This window comes from Pseudoalteromonas sp. KG3, from assembly GCF_030436385.1.
Classification (GTDB): domain Bacteria; phylum Pseudomonadota; class Gammaproteobacteria; order Enterobacterales; family Alteromonadaceae; genus Pseudoalteromonas; species Pseudoalteromonas prydzensis.
The window spans coordinates 64,624-90,434 of the sequence record NZ_CP098524.1; the positions used below are offsets into that span (position 1 = coordinate 64,624).

Here is a 25,811-nt window from a genome sequence, read left to right on the forward strand (position 1 = left end):
TTAGAACTTGTAGCTGATACCAATCTTAGCTTGCCAAGCCGATGAGCTACTAATTCGCGAGTAGTTCCTTACATCAGCGCCGCCATAGGTATTATCAAGTTTATATCTACCTTGGTCGTCAAGCCCACCAAAATCATAAATTGTTTGATTTGAATAGCTTAGACTTTTCTCGATGCCCCAATCACTATTTAAAAGGTTAGCGAAATTATCAATCATAAGGTATAGCTCGCCACTATGGCCGTTAGCAAAGCCAGGGATTTCCTGCTTTATACTTACATCCATGGTTGTAACCCATGGTTGTGTAGCTGTGTTTTTAGCTAAAATACCGCCACGTTGAGAAATACCAGCACTTTGCAGTAGAGGCTCTAACTCAGCCCAAGAAATTTTTGACTCGCCCCAGTTTACATTTGGATCGTCAGCACCGGTTGGTATGTAAGGTAAGTAAGCACCGTTCTTAAACAGTGAACTAGTATCCCCTAAATCACCATCTTTATGCATATCCATTGTATAACTAAATGGACGACCAGAACGGCGTTCAAAATACATATTAAATTTAGTCGCATAACCGGCAATAAATTCAGCATTGTAGCCTAAGTTAATTTTGAAACTGTGCTCAACTTCATAAAAGCCACGTGCTGCCACATCTTGATTACGATTAGCAGTAATATTGTGCTTATAGTTACCTTCGGCTTGCGACGCTGATCCAACTGAAGACTCAGTAACATCTTGATGAGCATAACTTGCAGAGGCAAATAAACCGTTATCCCATTCTTTGGCAATGCCCGTTGAGATGATGATAGAGCGACCATCGTCGGTTGAATTAGTCATTGCAATATCAACGTTATCTTTCAATGCACCACTGTAGATGGTTTCATTAATTACACGCTCGCCATCAGCAGCTAAACCGATAGGATGGATAGAGGTATTATGCCATACAGCTTCATTTTCTTTTTTGTGGTAAGCAATTTCAGCCTGCCATTTAAAGCCATTACCTAATAGTTCAGAATCAAATTCATATTCAAAGCCAACTTGAGCACGAATACTTGAAGGTAACTTGAAGTTAGGATCAATGTAAGCGGTACTTCCAGCGCCTTTCTCTAACGAATTTTTAATAACATCAGGGACCTGAGTAATATCTGCTGGGTTATTTTGGTAGTAGTCGTTTATTACACTATTTGGTGCAGAAACGAGGGTAATACCATCTTTTTGAAATGAGTTGTTATACCAAACATTTGGAATGCCACCTTGGAAACGACCAATTCCACCGTTGATAGTTAATGCTTCAGTTGCATAATACTTAAAGCCAACGCGAGGTAGAATAATATCTAAACCATCTAGGTTTTCTTGGTTACTATAACCATAGGTGTTTAGAAAGCTTTCATTAAGAGTTGGTTTATCATCAGATGATAAGCGCTCATAGCGAAGACCAGCTGTCACTTCTAGGTCATCATTTAAGTAAAAGGTATCTTCAATATATAAAGCTAATTGACTACGAGTTACATCATAGGCGGTATCTGCTGAATTATTAGTGTACGCATTTTGATAAGAGAAATCATAAGCACCTACTTCGCGGTTTGCAAAACTTTCTAGGCTATCAAACTTCCATGTACCTAGTGAGTTCTCTGCAAAGAGGTTATATAAACGAAGAGATTCATATTGAGCACCAAAGTTTATTTCGTGCTCGTCCATTAGGTAAGTTGCATCAAGTGTCAGGGTTAAGTTTTCAGTTTCAGATCTGTTGGCATGACGATATTGGTCAGTACCAAAGTTATAAGATGGACCATTTCGGCCATCTTCTTCTACGGTAATGCTACCTAAGTTTGAGCGAGTAACACTGTCAGAGGTTACATCTTTATAGGCAACCCCAATCTCTGTTGAAAAATCTTCGGTCCAATCAGAGTATAGCTTAGTGGCAAAATTATTAAATTTAGTTACATAGGCATATGTATTTGACTTCAATACAATATTATTACCACCTTTACTAAAGTTACGCTCATCTTGGTCGTCTTGCCATTGATATGTGAAATCTAGGCGGTGCTCATCACTGGCATTCCAACTAAGTTTAACCAATAGATTTTTATTAGTGTCTTCAGGCGCGCCTGCTAATGAATCTGTTAAACCATATTCGTCATTTAAAATAGAAATAAAGCGATTAAAGTTTTCTTCAGAAGTATTGAATTCATTCGCTGCACCTGAATCTTCAAAGCCATAATCTAAATCCTGCTCACTTGACCACTGTGCGTAGTTTACAAAGTAAAACAGTTCATCTTTAATAACTGCGCCACCGACATTAAAACCAAAACGTTGTTCAGTTTGAATCGGTTTTACTTTATTGGTTGAATAAGTTTTATAACCGGCTTCATCAGTTTCTTCTTCGTTAATTGTTTGAACATCGCCGGCCATATCAGGTGTCGATGTTTCATAAAAGCCTGAAAATTTGAATTCATTAGTACCAGACTTCGTTACGGCGTTAATTGTACCGCCGCCAAAGTTACCTTTAGAAGCTGAAAAAGGCGATACGTCAACTGAAACTTGTTCTATTGCATCAAGAGAAACTGGAGGTTGAGAAGTCGGATAGCCACCAAAATTCAAACCAAAGTCATCATTTTGACCAATACCATCAACAGTTAGACCGTTAGTACGAGGATTGCTCCCTGCAAAAGTTAACTCGCCATTACCATTGATACTTGCTAAAGGGTTTAGTCGGGCAATATCTTTAATGTCACGATTAAAGCTTGGCATGTTACTGATTGTATCTTCGCCAAAGGTACTGCTTGAACCACCAGATTGTTGAATAATTTTATAGCCAGATACTTCAATTTTTTCGATGTTAGCTGCTTGAAGCTGAGAATTAAGACGATAGGTATCGCCTAGCTCTAAATATATATTTTCAAGCATGGTATCGGTAAATTGGTCTGAATCAATAAACACAGTGTAAGGACCGCCAACACGCAAACCATTGGCAATAAAAGTACCGCTTTCGTTGGTTGTTAATTCGCTTACAGTGCCAGTTGGTTGGTGAATAACTTTAATTTTCACATTTGCAGCTGCAGTACCTGAAGGTGTAGTAATTTTACCACGCATAGCGGATGAGGTATCTGCTGCCATTACGCTTGTAGAAACACCTAAGGCTAGGATCACAGCCCCGGTTAATTTCGAAAGGCGAAGCTTATTCATTTTGTTAATTCCCGTGTAAGTTAAGGTTTATTGCTTTTTTGTGCTAGCTGACATCTTAAGTGCCTTTGCTAACGGTTTTGCTGAACTATCAAATAACGTATTTAATAATCCTGCTAATCGAATACCGGCTTGTTGTAAGCGAGTTTTAATAATCGGTGTGTTTTCGTAAATGTAGCTAAAGCCAATCTCGTCATTATCTAGTTGGTACAGTTTGTTAGCTAGATTATGTGACTCTGTTAGCCACTGCTCTGGAGAACTGGCTAGATATTCTGCAATTATTTCTGCATTATCAGTATCAATAAACTGTGCGAATTCAGTGAATGATAGGTTCTCATTTTCGATTAATTTAGTGTCCCACAAGGAATGTAGATTGGTTGGTTGGCCAAAAAAGGTAACGTTAACACGGTTACCGCCTCGGTCTTCTGCACGTCCGGCATGAAACGGCTGATGGCTATCGCCAACTAAATGCACAAGAAAACGTAAGCTAAAACGTTTGGCATCTATTGAGCTGTTTTTGTTTTGTAGTGTATCAATGGCAAAATACATCCCTTCAAGAATGTTGCTTACATTATCTTTATTTAAATTTTCATCGTGGCTGTGAGTAAATGTAGTTGAGTTGCTTGGCGCGTTAATGTAATGCCAACGAGAAGATTTTTTTTGCCAAAAAGGACTCGGATCAGAGCGCATTTCATCAGCCCAAGTAGCAATTTGCGCTAGGCTTTGCCCTTCTAAAAGTTCTTTAAGCTCTGCTTTAGTTGCGTCTGTTATGTGATTTTCGGCAATTTTACCGACAATTCTGTGGCCATTTTGTCCCCAAGCCAATACATTTTGTGATGATAAAAGTACTGCGCCGACTAAAAGATAACTAAATCCATGTGTAATTTTGCGTAACATTTGTGTTTTCCTCAATGATCTTATTTGACAAGAGCGGCCTCTTCTATGGCGCGAATTGTCCTGATTTTTAAATAAATAGAAAGGACTCAAAGAAATTCATAATTTCTCATTGATAGTTCTTTTAATTCATAAGCTTAACCTTTTTGGGTAAAATTACTTGTTGTAATAAGTAATTTAAATTGGTCAAATAGCAGGATGAATCGTTTTGGATTGTTGAACTTTTGAAAATTAAACAGTTGCTTTTACAGCAAAGCTTATTTGTTACTATTTTGTTGTTGTTTTTTCTGTTGGTTTGGCTTTACGGCCAGCTTAATACTGTTACACCTATGGGGCCGTTAAAGCCTATAATTGAAACCTCTAGCCGCTGCCAAACAACGGCAACAGAAAACCAAGCGCAACTGATTGTCTATGCTCCATCGCAAAAAGTTGTACGTTCTTTAGCGCAAAGTTTGTGTGAAGATCCTATTGTTGCAAAACAATATGGCGAAGTTGTTGCTTTATGGGGTTACCGTACTGCCGATAGTATTGAGTTTATAGGTAAAGGTATTGCTGATTTAATTTTAGCAAAAAACAACATTATGTCTGCTTTCAAAGCTGAGTCTACCTATAACTATCAGCCTGTGGTTGGTTTTCCGAGTTATACTGCTTTTTTTATTTCAGCTAAAGAAAAGCCAAAAATTAACAAGCAATACTTTTTGGGGAAACGGATTGGCTTACTTGATTATCCAACAAGCCGATCGGGGCATATACTACCTAAACAAAAGTTTAAAGATTTAGGGATCAACCTTGAAAATTTAAACATTACTTACGCTAGTTCACATAATGAGCTTAGGGAGTTATTAGCCAATGGACAGGTTGATTTAATAGCCTCTTTTTGGAAGGAAGCAGATCAGGCGCATTTCTCTAAAAATTATATAACTCCAATTAGCGATAATGTAATAGGCACACGTTGGTACTTTAAAATGCAGCATGAGAACACTGATTTGCTGTGCGCTATCCAATCTCAATTAATCCAATTATCTAAGCAGCAAGTGTCGACTTATTTTAATCATGTTGAACCATACTGGCATTGTTCAGCGGGTAAAGCTGAATTTTTAGGAGAACAACGTGATGAATAATAAGCGCTTTTTCGGCGTGATACTGCTTATTTTTAGTGCTGCGCTATTGATGTTTAAACTCTCTAGTTATGTGCAGCAGGCGCAACATAACGATTTAATAATGGCTGATATTGAAAACCGAATTGCACTAGATTTACCTCGCTTAAACTTATCAAATCGTTTTTTGAAACACTCGGGTAATCATGATGCTATTGTTGGTTATCTACAACGTTTGAATATGCAATTGATACAACAGCCAATTCAAGTTAATAGTATTAATGATGTCTCACTGGCATTAACAAAGAATGGCCGCGAAAGTCGGATAGAGTATCTTGAAACAAGTGATCAAAAAGTTGCGATTACATTTTTAATTGAGACGCATTGGTGGCATATAAGCGATCTTTATATCATTATTATATTGTTATTTATGGCTTTTTTGTTTGCTAAGTGGGCAGTAGTTATTAAGCGAGCATCGCTGCAATACTCAGCATTAAAAGAACAAGTAGAGCAACTTCCGCTAGTTAATGCACAAGTTAAATTAGTGATTGATTTGCAAGACAAAGTTTTGGCTATTAATGATAATGCTGAGATAAAAGTCAGTTTAGCTAACAAACCGTTGTGTTTTTATTTGGCTTTAATCGAGTTTTGCGTTGAGCACCCCGACGTGACACTGTATCAAAACAAAGATGTGCCAGATGAGTTAGTTGAGCTTGCCAATAAGTATTTTTATCGATTAACACAACTTGGGCATACTATTCGTAAACGGCCTAATTTTACTAATAGTTTAGATAAAACATTGAGTGAAATTAGGGCTGCATTGGATGAAGTGTTGTATGCACACCCTGAGCTGAAAGAAATATATTACCCACCGAAAGCGCACGGAGAAGGTTCGCGCTCACGGTTACATAGTTATAGTTTATTAAAAATTACAGCAGCTGATATTGAAGTGATTGGTAAGTGATGGAGAACAGATCTCACTGAATGTCAGTGAGATCTTTTTTAATTATTGTGGCGTAAACTCGCTGGCTTTAACTGGGCTGTTTTCCATAAAGAAGCGTTTTAATGCGTTAGAATCCGTTTCATCTGTGCTTATATAGCCTTTACGATTAAGCAGTATTGGGTATCCATCACCACCGGATGCATTATAACTATTAATACTCATCCTATACGTGCCGTTTACGTCAAGTGGCTGATTGTTTATAAATACACTGACTAATTTACCGTTCTCACGCTTGAAACTAAGCTTATGGTACTGTAAATATGCACCCGCATCTGGTGGGAAATTAGTAACAACCTCTAAGTAGTCCCATAGATCTTGACCTTGCCAATCCATATAAGCAATGCGGTTTTTAAATGGGTGAACTTTTAAAATATCTTTATAACTAACGTCACCAGCAGCAATACTGTCACGTACGCCACCGCCGCTGATAATACCAAAATCGGCGCCAACAACATTCATTTGTGATTGCACAATAACGCGAGCAAGGTTTGTTTGTTGATAACGTACTTTATTACGGTCACCTTCGAGTTTTGCATCAACATAGCCAATTTTACCTTCAATTTGCTTTGCACCTTTGGCTTGGTAATCAGCCAGAAATGCCTTTAACTCAGGGTTTGGCGTAATATACTCATTTGCGAGGACCGGTTTTGTAGTGCCGTCTGCTTGTTCTTGATGAATGTATAAATTTACCGGCAGTAATTTATAGTCAAGCAAAGTGAGCTGGCCGTTTTCTAACTTAAATTCAGCTTTACCAACGTACTTTCCCCATTCATGGGCTTGCATGATCCAGGTACCATTTTGTTGATCAGGTTTACATGCCATACCGGGTTTAAAGTTATCGTCGTTTGTATTCTCGCTTGCCATGCACACAGGTTCTTGCGAGTGACCACCGATGATCATATCAAGAGTGTTTTTTTCAAGAGAGCGTGCCAGTGTCACATCACCAGGGGCATTAATCCCATAATTAGCATCGACGTAATGGCCCATGTGGGTTACCGCAATGGTGATATCAGGTTGGTACTGTTGCTTGATTTTATCAGCTAATGCTTGAGTCACTGCCACAGGCTCTTTAAATTCTAGGCCACCAATATACTGAGGATTACCAATTTTAGCTGTGTCGGTGGTGGTTAAACCGATAACCGCAATTTTGAGCCCTTGCTTGTCGAAAACCTTGTATTGCTCAAAGGCGTTTTTGCCAGTTTGTTTATCAATAATGTTTGCAGATAGTAGTGGGAAGTTTGCCCATTGTTGTTGTTGTTTTAAAACACTTAATGGATTATCAAATTCATGGTTACCAATTGCCATAGCATCGTAACCAATTAGTGACATCCCTTTAAAATCAGGCTCTGCAAATTGTAGATCAGACTCGGGAATACCTGTGTTTATATCACCACCGGAAAGCAATAGTACAGCATGACCCTTTTGTTTGGCTTCATTACGTAATTGGTCAATTAAGGTTTTACGTGCAGCCATGCCATATTCGCCTTTTTCATTGTGCCAAAAGCGACCATGGTTATCATTGGTGTGTAAAATTGTTAGGTAGTGGACATCATCGGCGGAAGGGGGGGCCGTTGGAGATTGATTAGTACTACATGCACTAATGCTCAGTAATAAAAAAATAGACAGTAATATGCGCATAATGTTGACCCGTGTTGTCAGAATTAGCAGTTCATTAAACGCATAGTTTAAACTAGTTTTATTGTAAAATAACGTAATTATTCCGTTTTCATGCCATCTGGGCAATTTAATTTTCTTGATGCGGCTAATTGACGCCGTTTTAGCTCTTGCTTTGCCAATGCTGACTTTTCATGGTTATTGCCTACCATCCAGTTCAAAAAACTTGCAGGCAACTTGGTATAAGACTCACCTTGATGTAAGCCAAAATCGCATATCTGTTGTTCTCTATTTGACATGATGGTTAATCCAATTGTGTGTTTTATTGTTAAAAATAATACTAACAAAATAAACACAGGCATTAAGATGATTTTGTTTTAAATAAACTTTATCTATAACGTGAATGAATAACAGCTCAATGTAATGGTATGTAATTAATATGTAATCAACTTGGTTTGATTTGTTTAAAGGTACGTTTTACTATCGTATTTAATGCATTTACCCTTTAATATTTTCATTAAATTTACATAACCACAACATCAGTCAGGATATATAAAATAATGAAAAAACGATTTCTGTGCAGTTTGTTCGCTGCAGCCTCCTTTGCAAGTCAAGCCAGTGTGGTTGAAATGCAAACTTCGCAAGGCACCATCAAGATTGATCTATTCGATCAGCAAACCCCTAAAACTGTCGCTAACTTTTTGAGCTATGTTGAGAGTGAAGCCTATAATCAAACCGTGATCCATCGCTCAATAGAAAATTTTATCATTCAAGGCGGTGGGTTTAAGTTTACTGATGACTTTGAAGCGGTTGAAACATCTCCCGCGGTAGCGAATGAGCCTGTATTATCAAATGTAAAGGGCACAGTAGCGATGGCTAAGTTAGGTAATAACGCAAACAGTGCTACAAGTCAGTGGTTCTTTAACCTTAAAGATAATAGTGCAAATTTAGATGTGCAAAATGGTGGTTTTACTGTTTTTGGTCAAATCCGCGAAGATAGTTATGCAGTGTTAGATAAAATATCGGGACTTGTTCATTGTGGTCCCGCTAAAGCACCTTATCCTGTTGTTAATATCACTAAAGAGCAGTGCGCAAATGCGGATACGACTTTAACGATCGCCAACTTAGTGGCTATCAACAGCGTTGTTGTACTGGACGATGATCCTAACTCTTCAGTAAATCTATCACCGAAAGAAAACACCCTAATTAACGATCCGACTCAGCCTGATGCGAGTGACAGCTCAAGTGGTAGTATGAGCTGGTTATTACCATTATTATTATTGGGCTTTAAGCGTCGCCGTGTAGCTTAATAGTATGTGCTTGCTATCGGGTTATATGTCCCGATAGCAAAGGTAACGGTTTAAAGTGCAAATACCTGCATTACTAATAACACCCACATAGTTAAAACCAGTAAACAGCCAAGCAAAAAGCTATAATAACGCGGTTTTACGCTATTACTGCCTAAATGAATAATACTGTGAATGACGCGGGAAATCACAAATCCCCATGCTAAAGCGACAAACACGTAACCTGCAGCATTGAGTTGTAGCCCTGTCACACTGGCAACAAAAAACAGCACAGGTATTTCAAACTGGTTTATAAAGTTGCGACCCGCAATATGCACATCATCGCCCGCTTTATCTAATTGCATGGTGGCAAAATCTTGCATTGAAATTGTTTTGTTACGAGCGGCACTAAAGCGTCGCCGGCCCATTACCACCATGACTGTAAAAGTCAGCATGACTTGAGCGAACATAGCAAGTAATAGATATTTTTCCATTTTAGTTTCCTTTATTAATTATTTTTGTGTAAAGCTATTCAATTGCTTGTTTAGACTAACAGTTTGTTTTTGCAATTTACAATGTGTTACAAAGTATATAGGAAAATGATTGCATGCATTTTGATATTTACTGATCATTCAAATAATAAAACAAGTGATGGATTAACTCTCGATATGAAAAAAATAATTACTCTAAGCGCGATTGCCCTTGCGGTATTAAGTGGTTGTGGTACCACAACCACTTCAGTACAACAACAAACCGCATTATTGTCAGATACTCTGGTAATTAGCCCAAATGATACTCGCCAATATAAAACCCTTAAATTGGCAAATGAAATTGAAGTAATTTTAGTCTCAGATCCAACGGCTGAAAAATCAGCCGCTGCGCTTAGTGTCGGAGTTGGTTTGTTACATGATCCAATGAGTCAACAGGGAATGGCACATTACTTAGAACACATGTTATTTTTAGGCACTGAGCGTTACCCCGATACCAAAGGGTACTCTGACTTTATGACCAAAAATGGTGGCGCGCACAACGCTTATACTTGGCTTGATATCACTAACTACATGTTTAAAGTTAATAACGATGCTTATGACGAAGCACTAGATCGTTTTGCTGATTTCTTTAAATCTCCTAAGCTTTACCCAGAATACACAGATAAAGAAAAAAACGCGGTAAATGCTGAGTGGTCAATGCGCCGTGAAATGGACTTTTTTGGTCAGTTTAAACTTGCCCGTAAAATGATGGGGGACCATCCTGCCAACCGCTTTTTAATCGGTAACCTTGAAACACTCGGTGATAAAGAAGGTAGTTCATTACATAAAGAGACGGTTGATTTTTATAATAAATATTACTCTTCTAACATCATGAAAGTGGCAATGATTTCAAACCTGCCATTGACAGAAATGGAAGCCAAAGCACAGAAGTACTTTGCTGATATTGAAGATAAAAAAATCGACAAGCCAACCGTTACTAAAAAATTAGACTTTGAAAATGTAGGTGGTAAACGCGTACATTATTCGCCAAATGAAGATGTAAAACAGCTACAACTTGATTTTACCATTACCGATAATAGCGATGAATTTGCGGTTAAACCAAATCGTTTTGTCGCGTATTTGCTCAGTAATGAAATGCAGGGCAGCCCTGCACAAATTTTGCGTGATAAAGGCTGGGTTTCACAATTATCGGCCAGCGCAACGCCAACTCATTACGGTAACTATGGCGCGCTGACAGTTGATGTGCAATTAACTGATGAAGGCATGAAAAATCGCGAAACAATCGTCGCAACGATTATGCAATACATAGACCTAATAAAAAAAGAAGGCGTGGATAGTAAATACTTTAACGAAATTCGCACTTCACTTAATAATGAATTTAAATTCTTAGAAAAAGGCGATGAGTTCGGCTATGTCAGTAATCTTGCTGGCAGTATGCAGGATTATCCGCTTAATCATGCGATCAATGCGCCATATCATTATGCTAAATTTGATGCCGCTGCCATTAATAAAGTACTTAAGCAATTAAATGCTGATACGCTACGTATTTGGTATACCTCGAAACAAGAAGAAACTGACTCGCAATTGCATTTCTACGATGGTAAATACCGCATTGAAGATATCAGCGATACAGAGATCGCCAGCTGGAGTAAACCAAGCCAATTTGCGTTAGCATTGCCAACTGTAAACCGTTTACTACCAGAGAGCTTTGCAATTAAAACTGCGCAATTTACTGAGCAAAAGCACCCAGCGTTGGTCTATGATAAAAATGGCGTAAAAGTATGGCGTCAAGCCAGTCAAAACTTTGCCGAGCAACCTAAAGGGTTAGTTGAAGTTTATTTAAATACGCCGGATGCATTGACGGATATCAAAGCAAAAGTACTTTACTCAGTATGGGCTGATTTATATAACCTACAACAAAGTAAACTCAGTACTGAAGCCGCAGTTGCTGGTATGAGTGTGGGCCTTGAAGCGAGTAATGGCCTTATTTTATCACTGAGTGGTTTTACTGATAAACAGGATTTATTACTAGCACAGGCGCTGGAAAACATAAATGTAAAAGTGACAGAGCAAGGCTTTGCACAAGCACTTGATCGTTACCAACGCGCTTTATTAAATGCACAAAAACAATTTCCTTTCTATCAAGCGTTCGATGAATATTCAAAACTGATCAGAACAGGTAGCTTTGATACGGATGCATTAGTAAATACAGCTAAAACATTAACGATTGCCGATTTTGAGCAGCTCAAACAGCAGACATTTGGCAATAACGAACTACGCGTATTTACTTTTGGTAACTACAACCAGCAAGATGTTGACGCGATTGCTAAAGCGCTAACTGCCGTGTTACCAGCAGCGCACAAAGCAACTGAATTCGCACGCAGTAAAGCATGGTTGCCGCAACCTGGTGAAACCATCGTATTGCAAAAAGATATAGATGTGGCGGATGTCGCGATTATTGATATGACCGTACACCCGATTGCAGGCTATAAGCAAAAAGCGCAAGCGCAAGTGCTACAAGGTCACTTTAGTACTATTGCATTTGATAAATTACGTACCGAAGAGCAACTGGCTTATGCGGTAGGTGGCTTAGCGCGCCCAATTGAAGACTATTCAGCAATTGGCTTGTTTATTCAAACGCCAGTAAAAGATGCCCAAACAATGCAAGCGCGCTTTGAGGAGTTTAAAAAGCAATACGCCGTAGAGCTTGATACCATGAGTGAAGAAACCTTCGCACAGCTTAAAAATGCCGCCTTAGTATCACTCAAAGAGCAACCTAAAAACCTCAGTGATGAAATGAGCCCGCTAATTGGTGATTGGTATCGTGAAAACTTTGCTTTTGACTCAAAAGAGAAGTTAATTGCAGAAGTTGAAAAAGTCACCCTTGCAGATATCAAAGACTACTACCAGCAAACGATGTTAAACCCGCAAGCGGCGCGTTTAAACGTACAACTTCGTGGTAGCAAATTTGCCGACAAACCGTTTGCCGATTTACCAAAGCAAACAAAAGTCACAGACCTACAAACGTACTTTAATGGCATTAAACTGCAAAAGTAACTAAGTGGTTCAAGTGTTAATTTACAATAAGCCTAAGCAATTGCTTGGGCTTTTTTGTAAAGAATAAAGCTGTTGCTGTTTATGGGAATGAACCGACAATCGATAATTAAAGAAATTAAGCGAAGCGAGCTTGAAATTAGGCTGTTGCTCAGTGAGCATTTTACCTCCAACAGTTAAACCTAAGCTAAAATGTAAAATGTAAAAGGAAAATGCAATGCAGTTAAGATCTCTAGGTGTTAATACTAATACCTTCTTGTTACTCGCTCTCTCTTTATTGTTTGCTGCAAATGTTAAAGCAGCATTTGTGAAAGTGGGAGAGTTTGAGTTGCAATATGAAATAGCAGGTAGTGGTAAGCAAATTGTTGTTTTGGAGGCGGGTGGTAGCGCAGGGCTAGATGATTGGAACTCGGTTTTTAGTTCCATAGCTGAACAAACGAAGGTTATTCGATACTCGCGTGTTGGTAATGGTAATTCAACCGCAATTAAAAGGCATTTCACTTCAATGGAATATGCTGATCATCTTAGTGAGTTTTTGTTGGCGCTGGATATTTCAGAGCCGATAGTACTGGCTGCACATTCTTATGGCGGCAGTGTTGCGCGAGATTTTGCCGCAAAATACCCACAGCAACTGAATGCTTTACTCATGCTCGATCCTTCTTCTGAGCACGATGTAGATATACTGCGTGCCATAAATTTAGAGCAGGGTAATAAAGAAATCGCGCAAATAAAACTAAGTGATATGGAAAATGGGATGTCGAATCAATATTTAGATTTTTGGAGTAAACGGCCCTTACCAGACTATCCGCAGATTAAAGATATGCCTGTCACCGTTATTGCGTCAGTACGCAAAGTGGCTGAACCGAGTAATTTGTTTTTTACAGACAAGGGCCGAATGATGTGGGGGGAGATGTGGCAGAATTGGGCTGCTGAATTTCCTCAAGGGCGCAGTGTATTAACAGAAAAAAGCGGTCATTTTATTCAAAATGATGAGCCTATGCTGGTGCTTCGAGAGTTAAAGCGACTAATGAAGATACTGGATGAGAATAAGCAGCCATGACTGTATAGCTATTGAAGTTTAAATAGCGTTAAAATTTACAAGGAATGACTATGACTTATGTACTTTGGTTTTTGCTGTTATTGTTTTCTGCTTATAGTTATAGCAACTCATTTACAGATGACTTGGTTAACGCTGCAAATGATAGAACAACACAAAACGTGCGTTATGACGGCGCTTATCACCGCATTGCTTACCCAAACGGCGATGTACCCGACAATATTGGCGTATGCACTGATGTGATTATTCGCAGCTACCGAGCGCTGGGTATCGATTTACAAAAGTTAGTGCATGAAGATATGCGCGATAATTTTTCAGCGTACCCTTCAACAAGAATATGGGGGTTAACTAAACCCGATAGCAATATTGATCATCGCCGAGTGCCAAACTTACAAACCTTCTTTAAACGCCATGGCACAATGCTCCCTATAACTAATAATGCTGATACCTATAAAGCGGGCGATATTGTTACATGGATGCTGCCGGGTAATTTGCCACATATTGGTATCGTGGTAGATACATACGCAGCAGATAACAAAACGCCGCTTATTGTGCATAACATAGGGGCAGGGCCGCAGCGTGAAGACGTGCTGTTTCGCTATAAAATTACCGGGCATTATCGGTATCAGCTATCAGAGTAAATGCTTTTTAAGCAAGGGTGATCAAATGGATGAGCAAGTAAAACAAAAGTTTACGACTTACCCTTCACAGGTTGCAGTTGTCTTAAGTCAAGTTCGAGAGATTATATTCCGTGTTGCAAAGCAAGATGGCATCACCGAGCTTGAAGAAACTTTAAAGTGGGGGGAACCGAGTTATATTTCAAAAATAGGCTCGACCATTCGTTTTGATCACAAACCAAAATCAGCTGGGCAATTTTGTATTTACTTTAACTGTAAAACTAAACTGATTGAAACATTCAAAGAGCTTTATGGCGATACGTTTATCTATGAGGGTAACCGTGCTTTGGTGTTTAAGCTCAATCAAACGCTACCAAGTAAAGAGCTCGCGCATTGTATATCGCTGGCTTTGCGCTATAAAAAAATAAAGCACCTGCCATTGCTAGGTGCTTAGATAAAATGGGTTGCTTGCGCGCTATAAAGAGCAAAAGCGTGAGTTTACCTCGTGCGCACAATACTTATTTAGCTCTTGCTGCGCGTGCGGCGTGTAGCTTTTTATAGCTGTCAATTAAACGCTGATGACGCTCTAACCCTTCAAGTTGCATGTTGGTAGGAGTTAAACCGTAGAACATCACATCACCATTGATTGAGCCGACTACTGCATCCATGACCTGTTGGCCAAACATACGGGTGAAGCTGTGCATGTAGTCTTCAATCTCTAAATCATCACTAAGCGCAACTTCTAGTGTCGCGTGCATTGCTTGATAAAATAACCCGCGTTCAACGGTGTTATCGTTAAACTGCAAGAAGGTCTCAACCAGTTCCATGGTCGCTTCTAAATCACCCAGTGCCAAATAAATTAGCAGCTTAAGTTCAAGAATGGTTAACTGACCCCAAACAGTGTTTTCGTCAAACTCAACGCCAATTAAAGTAATAATGTCGGTGTAGTTATCAAGCTGGCTGTCTTCTAAACGCTCAACTAAATCGGCAAGTTGATCTTCATCTAAACTATGTAGGTTTAAAATATCTTCACGGTATTTAAGTGCTTTGTTGGTGTTATCCCAGATCAAATCTTCTACTGGGTAAACCTCTGAATAATCAGGCACTAAAATACGACACGCAGTACCTAAATCTGAAAATTCAGCAATGTAGGCTTCTTTACCTAAATCTTTTAAAATACCGAAAAGGCTGGCGGTTTCTTGTTCGTTAGTGCCTGAGAAATCCCACTCAACAAACTCATAATCGTGCTTCGCACTGAAAAAACGCCATGAGATCTTACCGGTAGAATCAATAAAGTGCTCAACAAAGTTTTCAGGCTCAGATACGGCCATGCTGTTGAAGGTTGGCTTAGGTACATCGTTTAAACCTTCAAAGCTGCGACCTTGTAACAACTCGGTTAAACTTCGCTCTAGGGCAACTTCAAAACTTGGGTGGGCACCAAATGAAGCAAATACGCCACCGGTTTTCGGGTTCATTAAAGTTACGCACATCACGGGGAATTGTCCGCCTAGGGATGCATCTTTCACAACTACTGGAAAGCCTTGCTCTTCTAAGCCTTTAATACCGGCAACAATACCCGGATATTTAGCAAGCACTTCTTCTGGTACGTCAGGCAGTACTAGTTCTTGCTCGATAATCTGGCGTTTAACAGCACGCTCAAAAATCTCAGATAAACATTGTACTTTGGCTTCGGCAAAGTTATTACCGGCGCTCATACCGTTACTTAAAAATAAGTTTTCAATCAAGTTTGATGGAAAATACACCGTTTCGCCGTCAGAGTGGCGAACATACGGGATCGAGCAAATGCCACGCTCAACATTGCCTGAATTCGTGTCAATAAGATGAGAGCCACACAGCTCATCTTCAGGGTTATAAATGCCCAGCGTGTAGTCGTCTAAAATACCTTGCGGTAGTGAATCATCATCGGTGAGCTGAAACCATTTTTCATTCGGGTAATGCACAAACTCGCTATTGGCAATTTCTTCGCCAAGGAATTGGTCATTGTAGAAAAAGTTACAGTTTAAACGTTCAATAAATTCGCCAAGGGCAGAGCATAATGCGCTTTCTTTGCTAGCGCCTTTACCATTGGTAAAACACATCGGTGATGCCGCATCACGAATATGCAATGACCATACATTTGGTACGATATTGCGCCATGATGAAATTTCAATTTTCATGCCTAACTCGGCCAAAATCGCGGTCATATCAGCAATGGTTTGCTCAAGCGGTAAATCTTTACCTAAAATAAAGGTGTTATCGCTGCCTTCAGGTTTTGCCATCAGCATCGCTTGTGCGTCATTATCTAAGCTTTCTACTGCGTCAATTTTAAATTCTGGCACAGTTTGAATCACGCGCTTAACGGTACAGCGGTCCACCGAGCGTAAGATGCCAGTACGATCTTTTTCAGAAATGCTTTCAGGAAGCTCAACCTGAATTTGGAATATTTGGTTGTAACGATCTTCAGGATCAACAATGTTGTTTTGCGCAACACGAATACCATCGGTCGAGATATCTCGGGAATTACAATACACTTTAATAAAGTACGCAGCACACAGAGCTGAAGATGCTAAAAAGTAGTCAAATGGACTTGGCGCAGAGCCATCGCCTTTGTAACGGATCGGTTGATCCGCAATGACTGAGAAATCGTCAAACTTAGCTTCTAATCTAAGATTATCGAGAAAATTAACTTTAATTTCCATTGAGTTGGTCCACCTTCGTGCGCACTAATAAGTAAGGCTTGCAGGTGTTTGCGCCAGACTTTGTCAGTGTATTTTCATTTGACTGCAATTATCCGCTTTTTAGGGGAGTACATACAAGTAATTGTCGCGGTTAATTGGAAAAAGGCGAGAGTTAGCTAGGTTAAAGTTGTTAGTGTGTTTGAATTTACTCAAAAGAGAGTACTTTACATTAGACTGATACAGAATTAGACAAATTGCATGGTGCGCATGAGATGCAAGAACCCCAGTGGCCATCTCGTTCAGCTATCAGTGAATAGCGTTATGTCACCTTGCTAGTTTTGACACTTGGTATTATAATTAACGACAATTGTCGCTGGAGGTGTTTATGGAAACTTTAGAGTTTGATTTTATAAAAGTAGTGAGTGGTGGGTTAATCACTAACAACTCTAATGCATTAGAAGAAATTACTGTTGCTACTACAGGCTTGAAAGCTTCGTCCATTTTCCTTCTTAGTAAATCGCTTGGATGGGAACAAAAACTAATAGCTAAGACTATTGGTACTACTACGCGGACATTAGAGCGACATGTAAAAGAGCGCAAACGTTTAGGTATTAACTTAAGTCAAAATGCATTGGAAGTTGCACGTTTGTCATCTATAGGTATTTCATACTTTGGTGATGTAAAACGTTGGAATGAGTGGCTGAATACCGCTCATACACAGTTCGATGGCAAAGCGCCAAAAGAATTTTTGCATACTATTCGCGGTCGTGAATTAATTAAGCGGATTATTAATGGGCTAGAGTATGGATTCACTGCCTGATGATTTGTTACAGGATTGCCCCTACTGAACATAACAATGCAAATAACGCACTGTCAGGCATGGGTGGGCTTTATGCAGAAGGTAGATGGCACATGGTTGGTAAACCTGTTGTTTATACAGCAAGTAGCCGCTCCCTTGCAATGCTTGAGAGGTTAGTGAACGACTCTACGGATATACTTAACAAGCAACTATCAGTCACATCGATATTAATACCTGATAAACTGAAAATTAAACGCTTGGTTGTATCTGATCTACCAAGTGACTGGGATGATCACCCTTATATATTAAAAACCCAAATAGTGGGTAGCGACTGGTTAACGAGTATGGGAGAAGCTGTACTGCAAGTTCCTTCGTCTGTTTGTTCAGATGAATATAATTTTATCATAAATCCCGCGCATACTGATGCAGATGAAATTAAATGCGTTGAATGCCAACCATTTAGTTACCCTAAAAGATTGGCTTTAAAACTTTAGTGATTTAGTAAGCGGCTGATTCGAACCACTTACTATCTGGTACAGTGTTGCTTGCTCAATTAGAGTGGCTGTCTAGTTAAATGATGGGTTTATTTTTAACCTTTAACCTTTAACCTTTAACCTTTAACCTTTAACCTTACTAACTTTCCTCTTAAACCTATCTGCTTAAGCAATTACTAAAAACCCAACAAATGCACATGCTGCTGCGATGAGCGTATAGGGCAGTTGAGTAATAGCGTGACTCATTAAGTTACAGCCTGAGCCTTGCGCTGCAAGTACCGTTGAGTCTGAGTAAAAGCATGCTTGGCTACCAAATGATGATGCTGACAATAGCGCACCTATAACCAGCGGTATATTTGCATCAACCGCCACAGCCAGTGGCATCACAATAGGAATGGTTACCGCAAAAATACCCCAGCTTGAGCCCGTAGCAAACGCCAAAATCGCCATGGCTAAAAACACCACGGCAGGTAAATAGCCTGCGGTCATAAATGGGCTCAGTGATTCAATGACAAACTGTGGTAATAGCAGTTGGTCGCAGACATCTTTAAAAATAAATGCGGCGATCACAGTTCCTATCGCTGGCAACATGCTTTTAAAACCATCGAGCATTTTTTCAATCATTTCGGCAAATGGCATTAGTTTTTGCAGCATATAAAATGGGATCGTCACGGCGAATGTCGCTAATAACCCTTTGTACACGTCGATGTCAAAATACACAGTAAAAGCAACCAGCAATAAAATAGGCAGTAAAAAGTTGTACAGTTTGCCGTGGCTATCTGCGCTTTCAAAGCTTTCTTCAACGGCTTTAACTGCGTATTCATCGGCTGTTTGCACTTCGTTGTACTGCGCAGGATCGACTTGCGGTTGCTCTTGCATTGCCTGTAATTGGGCTTTTTTCATCGGCCCAAATAAAGGGATAACGCCAAGCACCACTAATGGGACTATTAATACCGCAAACCAAGCGTACAACATATAGGGTATGGCTTGAATATACACAGCAATACCTTGGCCTTCACCAGCGATATTGTTATCAACCAATAAGCCACCAAAAAATACTGCCCAGGTAGACAGTGGTACTAGTACGCAAATTGGCGCGGCGGTAGAGTCGACCACGTAGGCAAGCATTTCACGGCTGATTTTAAATTTATCGGTAATGCGTTTCATGGTTTCGCCCACGGTAAGCGCATTGAGGTAATCGTCGATAAAAATCACGATACCGAGCAAAAAGGTCATGATCAACGATGAGCGTGGGCCTTTACAAAAGCGCAGCGCAAAACTGCCAAATGCTGCTGCACCACCGGTGCGCACGAGCAATGCGATTAACGCACCAAAGCCACCACATACCAGTATTAGCCAGCCGATGGTTTCATCGACCATCACTTTTAATGATGCCGCAGCAAAGTTGCTAAGCATGTCAACAGGGTTAAGCATAGCGAGGCCAACAAGGGCGCCGATCAGCAAAGATAAAATAGGACGACGTAACACGATCGCCAAAATCACCACCACAATTGGCGGCACAAGACTTAACGCAGAAGGTTCAAGCATTTAAGTATTCACAAAATAAAAAGCATTTGAGTAATTGGCTCAAACTGCTTAACAAAAACAAAGAATGTTAGCCCAGCGGCTGATATTCCAAGTCACTGCTTTTGCACGCAATCATTACTGTTGGCTTTCGCGGTGGGATGAGCACAAGTGCGACACAGTAAAGTGCGTTGGCTTGGCGCCAGACGGTGCAGGGGATGCATGCCGCTATTGTTTATGCCGATAAAAACATCAGCGGGAAAGTAATCCGCAATTGCGTTTGAGTCAACAAAAATTTTTAGTTTAGTTAAAAATTCTTAATAGATGAATATTAATGCTTACATTGTTTAGGTGAAACACCAAATTTTTGCTTAAATAAACGGCTGAAGTGGCTGGGGTTGGTAAAGCCAAGATCGTAGCAAACTTGACTTATTTGTTGCCCTGATTGCAGAAGTTGGCGAGATTTCTTTAACCTTAGCTGTTGTTGCCACATGGCCGGAGTTTGCCCAAAGGCGAGTTTGAATTGCTGGTAAAATTTACTACGGCTCATGCAGGCAATTTTACATAAAGTATCGATATCTAAAGTTTGATTAAGATGTTCTTTAATAAAGTGCAGGGCATCGGTTAATGGGCACGCAATAGTTTGTTGGCAATTGGCGAGCATTAAATCGCGGCTTTGTTGTTGTAATAATCGAGTGATTAATTCATTAACCGACAGCTCAATTAAATAATGGCGATCTTGCTCGTTTTCACTGAATAACCCAATCATCCGTTCAAGCAACTGTTGGGTTTGTTGATTATGCTCGGTATGCACCAGCTTTGGAATGTAATGAAAAAAGTCATCGCTGCTTATTTGCTGCTGTATATTTAGCGCGTCAGCGACTTGGCTGATTTTATCGCGGCTAATTTCGATTGCCAAACAGGTGGTAGGTTGCAGCATTGATGCTTCAGGAAAGTCGATTAACACCCCTTGCTCGGGTGCTAATACAAAAGATTGCTGGGGTAAAAACTCTTCATGGTAGTTACTGTCGGCAACGTGCATGATTTTTTTACCGCTGATCATGCCGCAAAATAGCAGTTCACTGGAATGCAGTGCTACTTTTTGTGCATCTTGGTAGGTGTCATAAATGCTCAGCTCGGCGTTGTCTGAGGCAAACGTAATTTTATTTTCGATCAGTACATCAACTGCTTGGCGCTTTTTAGTCAGTTTTTCAGTCAATAACGTGGTATTCATTTTATTTCCTTTAAACACGACCAACAGAGTTTGGACGCACAGACATGTTTTTTGGACAGCTAATCAAGTTTTTATGCCTGTTATGAGCTAATGTCAATAGATGGCGGATAAATAAACAACAATCTCCCGCCAAACTTAGTCAATTTGATTAAATTAAAAAGCAACATTTTGAATAAAGGATACACACAATGATCTATGCAAATCCTGGCAGCGACGGCGCACTCATTAACTTTAAATCTCAGTATGGTAATTATATTGGTGGGCAATGGGTCGAGCCAGTTAACGGTCAGTACTTTGAAAATATTAGCCCCGTTAACGGTAAGGTATTTTGTAAAATACCACGCTCAGATAAAGCGGATATTGAGCTTGCGCTTGATAAAGCCCACGAAGCAAAAGCAGCGTGGGGCACAACTTCAGTGACGCAGCGCAGCAATATTTTATTAAAAATAGCTGACCGTATTGAGCAAAACTTAGAGTTACTTGCGGTGGCGGAAACGTGGGATAACGGTAAAGCAATTCGTGAAACATTGGCTGCAGATATTCCACTGGCAGCGGATCACTTTCGGTATTTTGCCGGTTGCATTCGCGCGCAAGAAGGCAGCATTGGCGAGATAGACGAAACCACAGTCGCGTATCATTTTCATGAGCCACTGGGCGTAGTTGGGCAAATTATTCCGTGGAACTTCCCAATTTTAATGGCCGCATGGAAACTTGCGCCAGCGCTTGCAGCGGGTAATTGTGTAATATTAAAACCGGCGGAGCAAACACCTGCCTCGATTTTAGTGTTGATGGAGATCATTGGTGATTTACTGCCTGCTGGCGTGCTTAATGTTGTAAATGGCTTTGGTAAAGAAGCGGGCGAAGCGCTGGCAACCAGCACGCGCATCGCTAAAATTGCTTTTACCGGCTCAACTCCAGTGGGCTCACACATTTTAAAATGTGCTGCGGATAACATTATTCCATCAACTGTTGAGCTCGGTGGTAAATCACCGAATATTTTCTTTAACGATGTAATGGAAAAAGACGATTCCTTCCTAAGTAAAGCCATTGAAGGCGCAGTACTTGCGTACTTTAACCAAGGTGAAGTGTGTACTTGCCCATCGCGACTATTTATCCAAGAAGATATTTACGAGCAGTTTATTGAGCGTATTTTAGAGCGTACTTTAAAAATTAAACGCGGTAACCCGCTTGATAGTGAAACCATGGTGGGTGCACAAGCATCAAAAGCCCAATTTGATAAAATTCTCAGCTACATCGAAATTGGTAAAAAAGAAGGCGCACAAGTACTTACTGGCGGCAATGTAGAACAATTAACGGATGAGCTAAATGGCGGTTATTATATTCAGCCAACGCTGTTAAAAGGCACGAATGATATGCGGGTATTCCAAGAAGAAATTTTTGGTCCGGTTATTTCTATGTCGACTTTTAAAGATGAAGCTGAAGCGCTTGAACTTGCTAATAGTTCAGAGTTTGGTTTGGGGGCAGGGGTGTGGAGCCGAAATATGAACCGTGCTTATCACTTTGGCCGCAAAATAGAAGCAGGGCGTGTATGGACCAACTGTTACCATATGTACCCAGCTCATGCTGCATTTGGCGGCTATAAAAAGTCAGGTATTGGCCGCGAAACCCACAAGCTTGCGCTTGATCATTACCAGCAAACTAAAAACTTGCTGGTAAGCTACAGCGAAGATCCACTGGGCTTTTTTTAACAGGGACTTAAGCGAAAAACAATTAATTGAGTAATGCAAAGCGTGGCCACTGGCTGCGCTTTTTTGTATAAACTAGTTACATTTTACAGCTGAGTTTGGTTTACTTAAGTATCAGTAAGTTAGAATATAATAATTAAAAAGGATTTAGATGAGAATGGTGATTAAATCGTCCCCTAAGATACTTGTGGTCGTTATGTCTTTAATGGCACAAAATGTTTTTGCACAAGATGATAAAAACAGCTCTTTGCAAAGCTTACCAAGCACCGCTGCGCAGTGGCAAACAACAGCTAAGCAAGATATTGAAGCAGCGTATCAGCAATCAGTTGCCAATCACCCCGGTATGTTTGACAGCCACAACCCTGATTTCCCAACATTACTTGAGAGCGCTAAACGAGAAGGATTAGCGCTTGCGAGCCAGATCAATAATGCGCAAGGCTATGCTGCAGCCATCGCGCGTTTTAATATGGTTTTGCAAGATGGTCATGCCGGAGCTGTGGCGCTTTTACCTAAAGAATTAAAGCAACCACGCCGCTGGCCCGGCTTTTCTGCTGTTTGGCGAGGGGATGGCTTAAAAGTGTATTACAGTGAACACGCTAAAGTGAGCAAAGGTGATAAAATAATACGCTGTAATAACACGCCAATTGAGCCATTAATGCGTAAAACCATTTTTACTTTTCATGGTCAAGTTGAGCAGCCTGGCCATTGGTGGCATCACGGGCGGCGCTTACTCGTTGATGATGGCAACCCCTTTTTACCCAAACTTAAAACATGTGATTTTGCCAAAGCGAATGGTTCCACTTACAGTGTGCAATTGAAGTGGACTGAGCGGCCCGAAAGTGTAAAACAGCATTTAGTGAATGCGTATAATGGCGATGAGTTGGCGATCGGACTACATTGGCCAACGGAAGGTATTGCGTGGATAGCCATGCCAACATTTTCTCCCAATGAGCAACAAAAAGCAGATTACCAGCAGCTGTTTGTTGATTTAGCAAAACAGCGCGCCCAGTTATTAACGGCGAAAGCGGTAATACTTGATCTTCGTCATAACCAAGGGGGGTCCTCTTATTGGAGCCTAAAAGTTGCAGAGCAGTTATGGGGGCAACAAGTTGTTACCTATCGTAAAGAGCAAGCGAGCGAAAAAACGCAAGTCTGGTGGCGCGCATCAAAAGACAATACCGAATATGTAGAGTCATTAAAGGTAATATTAAAAGACCAGCCGGAAATGTACGAAATGGTCAAGGAAGTATCTGCAGGTATGCAGCTATCGTTAGATGAAGGTGCGCCGTTTTATGTAGAGAAAAATCAGCCTTCAGAACATAGTGCTGGTGAAGTAACTGGCAGCGATTTTCAAAACAAAGCCATGGTGATTGTTCCAGGACAGTGTGGCAGTGCCTGCCTTGATGCTGTTGACACCTTTAAGCTGTTTGCAAATACAGTGTTATTTGGCGCGCCAAGTAGTTCTGACTCAACCTACATGGAAGTAAGGTTAGTTGATACACCTTCTGGGTTGAGTAAGGTGATCATTCCTAATAAAGTGTATGTCGATAGACCTCGCGCAAACGGATTCTATTATCAACCGGATATCCCATATTACGGACTTGAGTGGGCAACCGAGGCCTTGCTTAAGCAACTTAAAAGCACCTTAGAGTAGCTGTATTAGCTTGTTTAGTAGCATATTAAACAAGCTAGTTAATTTAAGCTCAGATTATTTACAGCGTATTTCACAAATAAAACACCTACAGGAGCTTCATTTATGAATCAATTAACCGAGAAAACCATCGCATGCCCGTATTGTGGTGAACATATCGAAGTACTGCTAGATCCGGCTGATATAGACCAACAATACATCGAAGACTGCCAAGTGTGCTGTAAGCCGATTAACTTTTTAGTTTTTGAAACGATGGATGAAGAACTCTCTGTCACTGTATTTAGCGATGACGAGAGTTACTAATAGCGATAAAGCGTGTGCTTTAAAAACAAATAGAGCTAGCTGTCATTGTTATCTTTTAGTGCTTTTGAAAATACTACTTTAAAGCGCTCAAAATCTTCAATGTGCGGTAGATGGCCTAAATCAGCTAATTCAAATAGTTCTGAGTCTGGGATCAATGCCGCTGCTGCTTTGCCTAATTTATCGTAACGGCCAAGCTCATAATCAACGCCTTGTTTTTTCCAATTACGGCCAGGGCCGGTTCTGTCGCGTGTACCAATAATTAATGAAACAGGCATAGTGAAATTTTTAAACTCAGTGATCACTGGCTGGGTAAAAATCATGTCGTAGGTTTTGGCGTTAACCCACGCCACTTGCTCTTTATCAGGGCCTTGTATTTGGCCAGTAATAAAGTCGGTGAGGGCGGCGTAATCACTATTCCATTTACCATCATAATAGTTCTTTTGTTGGTACGCTTTAACGCCAGCGGGTGTTTTAGCAAGCTCATTTTTATAGAAAAAGTCGGTGTCTTTGTATTGCACATATTGCAAGTAGTTTTCAAGGCCGATGGGGTTAAGCAAAACCAGCTTTTCTGTGGTTTGCGGATACATCAGCGCAAAGCGACTAGCCAGCATCCCGCCCATAGAATGCCCTAAAATAACCGATCTTTTAATATTTAATGACGTCATTAAAGCGTGAGTATGCTGCGCTAAAGCTGCAAATGAAAACTGATAATCGGCTGGCTTTGACGATTTACCAAAACCAATTTGGTCGGGGATCAGCACACCATAGCCTAATTTTTGTAAGTAATTTGCTGTTGCTGTCCAGTAGTGGCCGTTAAAGTTTTTACCGTGGAGTAAAGTAATAACGGGCTTGTCGCCTTTGGCGGGTAAGTAACTGTAGGCCATTTTAAGTTGTTGGCCTTGGGATGAAAAATTATAATATTTAACGTCAAAGTCATAGCTATAGTTACTTAATATAGCATCATATGCGGGAACTTTTTGTGGCGCGGCCAGTAAGTTGCAGGCAAAAAATATGAGCCCTAGTAATACCAATATTTGCTTCATTACGATACTCCATTCATTGTTGCTATAGGCTGTTAGCTTAGCACGGAATTTTTAGGTTTCGTAAGTTAAGTAAAGTTTAGTTAGATTCATTA

At 40.2% G+C, this 25,811-nt stretch carries 21 protein-coding genes; 12 read left to right on the forward strand and 9 right to left on the reverse strand.

Annotated features, from left to right (window positions below; genetic code table 11):
• Nucleotides 1-3,177: a TonB-dependent receptor gene (locus tag NDQ71_RS18850; protein ID WP_301562915.1), complete on the reverse strand. Its 3,177-nt coding sequence runs from the start codon at nucleotides 3,175-3,177 to the stop codon at nucleotides 1-3.
• 27 nt (nucleotides 3,178-3,204) lie between these two features.
• Nucleotides 3,205-4,071, reverse strand: a complete 867-nt coding sequence (locus NDQ71_RS18855; protein WP_301562916.1) for a S1/P1 nuclease — start codon at nucleotides 4,069-4,071, stop codon at nucleotides 3,205-3,207.
• 221 nt (nucleotides 4,072-4,292) lie between these two features.
• Here NDQ71_RS18855 and NDQ71_RS18860 point away from each other — a divergent pair, with 221 nt between their 5' ends.
• Entirely contained in the window at nucleotides 4,293-5,189 is an 897-nt protein-coding gene (locus NDQ71_RS18860) for a hypothetical protein (protein WP_301562917.1), read from the forward strand.
• On the forward strand, nucleotides 5,182-6,129 hold the full coding sequence (locus NDQ71_RS18865) for a hypothetical protein (RefSeq protein ID WP_301563112.1): 948 nt from the start codon (nucleotides 5,182-5,184) through the stop codon (nucleotides 6,127-6,129). Before NDQ71_RS18860 ends, NDQ71_RS18865 begins: the two co-directional genes overlap by 8 nt.
• Nucleotides 6,130-6,171: 42 nt before the next feature.
• Here NDQ71_RS18865 and ushA read toward each other — a convergent pair whose 3' ends face one another.
• Complete coding sequence (ushA, locus tag NDQ71_RS18870) at nucleotides 6,172-7,806, reverse strand: bifunctional UDP-sugar hydrolase/5'-nucleotidase UshA (protein ID WP_301562918.1); 1,635 nt, start codon at nucleotides 7,804-7,806, stop codon at nucleotides 6,172-6,174.
• A gap of 77 nt (nucleotides 7,807-7,883) precedes the next feature.
• Nucleotides 7,884-8,081: a hypothetical protein gene (locus tag NDQ71_RS18875; RefSeq protein ID WP_301562919.1), complete on the reverse strand. Its 198-nt coding sequence runs from the start codon at nucleotides 8,079-8,081 to the stop codon at nucleotides 7,884-7,886.
• A gap of 261 nt (nucleotides 8,082-8,342) precedes the next feature.
• Between NDQ71_RS18875 and NDQ71_RS18880 the strand changes: the two genes are divergently transcribed.
• Nucleotides 8,343-9,092 (forward strand): peptidylprolyl isomerase, encoded by a 750-nt coding sequence (locus NDQ71_RS18880; RefSeq protein ID WP_301562920.1) that lies wholly within the window; start codon nucleotides 8,343-8,345, stop codon nucleotides 9,090-9,092.
• 50 nt (nucleotides 9,093-9,142) lie between these two features.
• Here NDQ71_RS18880 and NDQ71_RS18885 read toward each other — a convergent pair whose 3' ends face one another.
• The gene (locus NDQ71_RS18885) at nucleotides 9,143-9,562 is read right to left on the reverse strand and encodes an MAPEG family protein (protein WP_064665286.1); all 420 of its coding nucleotides are present in this window, start codon (nucleotides 9,560-9,562) and stop codon (nucleotides 9,143-9,145) included.
• A gap of 174 nt (nucleotides 9,563-9,736) precedes the next feature.
• Here NDQ71_RS18885 and NDQ71_RS18890 point away from each other — a divergent pair, with 174 nt between their 5' ends.
• The 4 genes from NDQ71_RS18890 to NDQ71_RS18905 all read left to right on the forward strand — a co-directional run bounded on the left by NDQ71_RS18890 (nucleotide 9,737) and on the right by NDQ71_RS18905 (nucleotide 14,741).
• A complete protein-coding gene (locus tag NDQ71_RS18890) occupies nucleotides 9,737-12,616 on the forward strand; it encodes an insulinase family protein (RefSeq protein ID WP_301562921.1) in 2,880 nt (959 codons plus the stop codon).
• 214 nt (nucleotides 12,617-12,830) lie between these two features.
• The gene (locus tag NDQ71_RS18895) at nucleotides 12,831-13,673 is read left to right on the forward strand and encodes an alpha/beta fold hydrolase (RefSeq protein WP_301562922.1); all 843 of its coding nucleotides are present in this window, start codon (nucleotides 12,831-12,833) and stop codon (nucleotides 13,671-13,673) included.
• Nucleotides 13,674-13,723: 50 nt separating this feature from the next.
• Nucleotides 13,724-14,311, forward strand: a complete 588-nt coding sequence (locus NDQ71_RS18900) for a DUF1287 domain-containing protein (protein ID WP_301562923.1) — start codon at nucleotides 13,724-13,726, stop codon at nucleotides 14,309-14,311.
• Nucleotides 14,312-14,336: 25 nt separating this feature from the next.
• A complete protein-coding gene (locus tag NDQ71_RS18905) occupies nucleotides 14,337-14,741 on the forward strand; it encodes a DUF1801 domain-containing protein (protein ID WP_301562924.1) in 405 nt (134 codons plus the stop codon).
• Between the two features lie 64 nt (nucleotides 14,742-14,805).
• Here NDQ71_RS18905 and NDQ71_RS18910 read toward each other — a convergent pair whose 3' ends face one another.
• Complete coding sequence (locus tag NDQ71_RS18910; RefSeq protein ID WP_301562925.1) at nucleotides 14,806-16,986, reverse strand: OsmC domain/YcaO domain-containing protein; 2,181 nt, start codon at nucleotides 16,984-16,986, stop codon at nucleotides 14,806-14,808.
• 364 nt (nucleotides 16,987-17,350) lie between these two features.
• On the opposite strand from NDQ71_RS18910, the gene NDQ71_RS18915 reads away from it, so the two are divergent.
• Nucleotides 17,351-17,785 carry an antitoxin Xre/MbcA/ParS toxin-binding domain-containing protein gene (locus NDQ71_RS18915; RefSeq protein WP_064665281.1) on the forward strand — a complete coding sequence of 145 codons (435 nt, stop codon included), beginning with the start codon at nucleotides 17,351-17,353 and terminating at the stop codon, nucleotides 17,783-17,785.
• A complete protein-coding gene (locus NDQ71_RS18920) occupies nucleotides 17,785-18,258 on the forward strand; it encodes an RES family NAD+ phosphorylase (protein WP_064665280.1) in 474 nt (157 codons plus the stop codon). Before NDQ71_RS18915 ends, NDQ71_RS18920 begins: the two co-directional genes overlap by 1 nt.
• Before the next feature lie 165 nt (nucleotides 18,259-18,423).
• On the opposite strand, the gene NDQ71_RS18925 is transcribed toward NDQ71_RS18920, so the two are convergent.
• Both NDQ71_RS18925 and NDQ71_RS18930 read right to left on the reverse strand, forming a co-directional pair.
• Nucleotides 18,424-19,806 (reverse strand): Na+/H+ antiporter NhaC family protein, encoded by a 1,383-nt coding sequence (locus NDQ71_RS18925; RefSeq protein WP_301562926.1) that lies wholly within the window; start codon nucleotides 19,804-19,806, stop codon nucleotides 18,424-18,426.
• A 307-nt stretch (nucleotides 19,807-20,113) separates the two neighbouring features.
• Complete coding sequence (locus NDQ71_RS18930) at nucleotides 20,114-21,016, reverse strand: AraC family transcriptional regulator (RefSeq protein WP_301562927.1); 903 nt, start codon at nucleotides 21,014-21,016, stop codon at nucleotides 20,114-20,116.
• Nucleotides 21,017-21,204: 188 nt separating this feature from the next.
• Between NDQ71_RS18930 and NDQ71_RS18935 the strand changes: the two genes are divergently transcribed.
• From NDQ71_RS18935 to NDQ71_RS18945, 3 genes are all read left to right on the forward strand, one after another.
• Nucleotides 21,205-22,725: an aldehyde dehydrogenase family protein gene (locus tag NDQ71_RS18935; RefSeq protein ID WP_192540272.1), complete on the forward strand. Its 1,521-nt coding sequence runs from the start codon at nucleotides 21,205-21,207 to the stop codon at nucleotides 22,723-22,725.
• A 148-nt stretch (nucleotides 22,726-22,873) separates the two neighbouring features.
• Nucleotides 22,874-24,376, forward strand: a complete 1,503-nt coding sequence (locus tag NDQ71_RS18940) for a S41 family peptidase (RefSeq protein WP_301562928.1) — start codon at nucleotides 22,874-22,876, stop codon at nucleotides 24,374-24,376.
• 102 nt (nucleotides 24,377-24,478) lie between these two features.
• The gene (locus tag NDQ71_RS18945) at nucleotides 24,479-24,676 is read left to right on the forward strand and encodes a CPXCG motif-containing cysteine-rich protein (RefSeq protein ID WP_192540269.1); all 198 of its coding nucleotides are present in this window, start codon (nucleotides 24,479-24,481) and stop codon (nucleotides 24,674-24,676) included.
• Between the two features lie 35 nt (nucleotides 24,677-24,711).
• Here the strand turns inward: NDQ71_RS18945 and NDQ71_RS18950 are convergent, their stop codons facing one another.
• On the reverse strand, nucleotides 24,712-25,719 hold the full coding sequence (locus NDQ71_RS18950) for an alpha/beta hydrolase (RefSeq protein ID WP_192540268.1): 1,008 nt from the start codon (nucleotides 25,717-25,719) through the stop codon (nucleotides 24,712-24,714).
• Nucleotides 25,720-25,811: the final 92 nt, after the last annotated feature.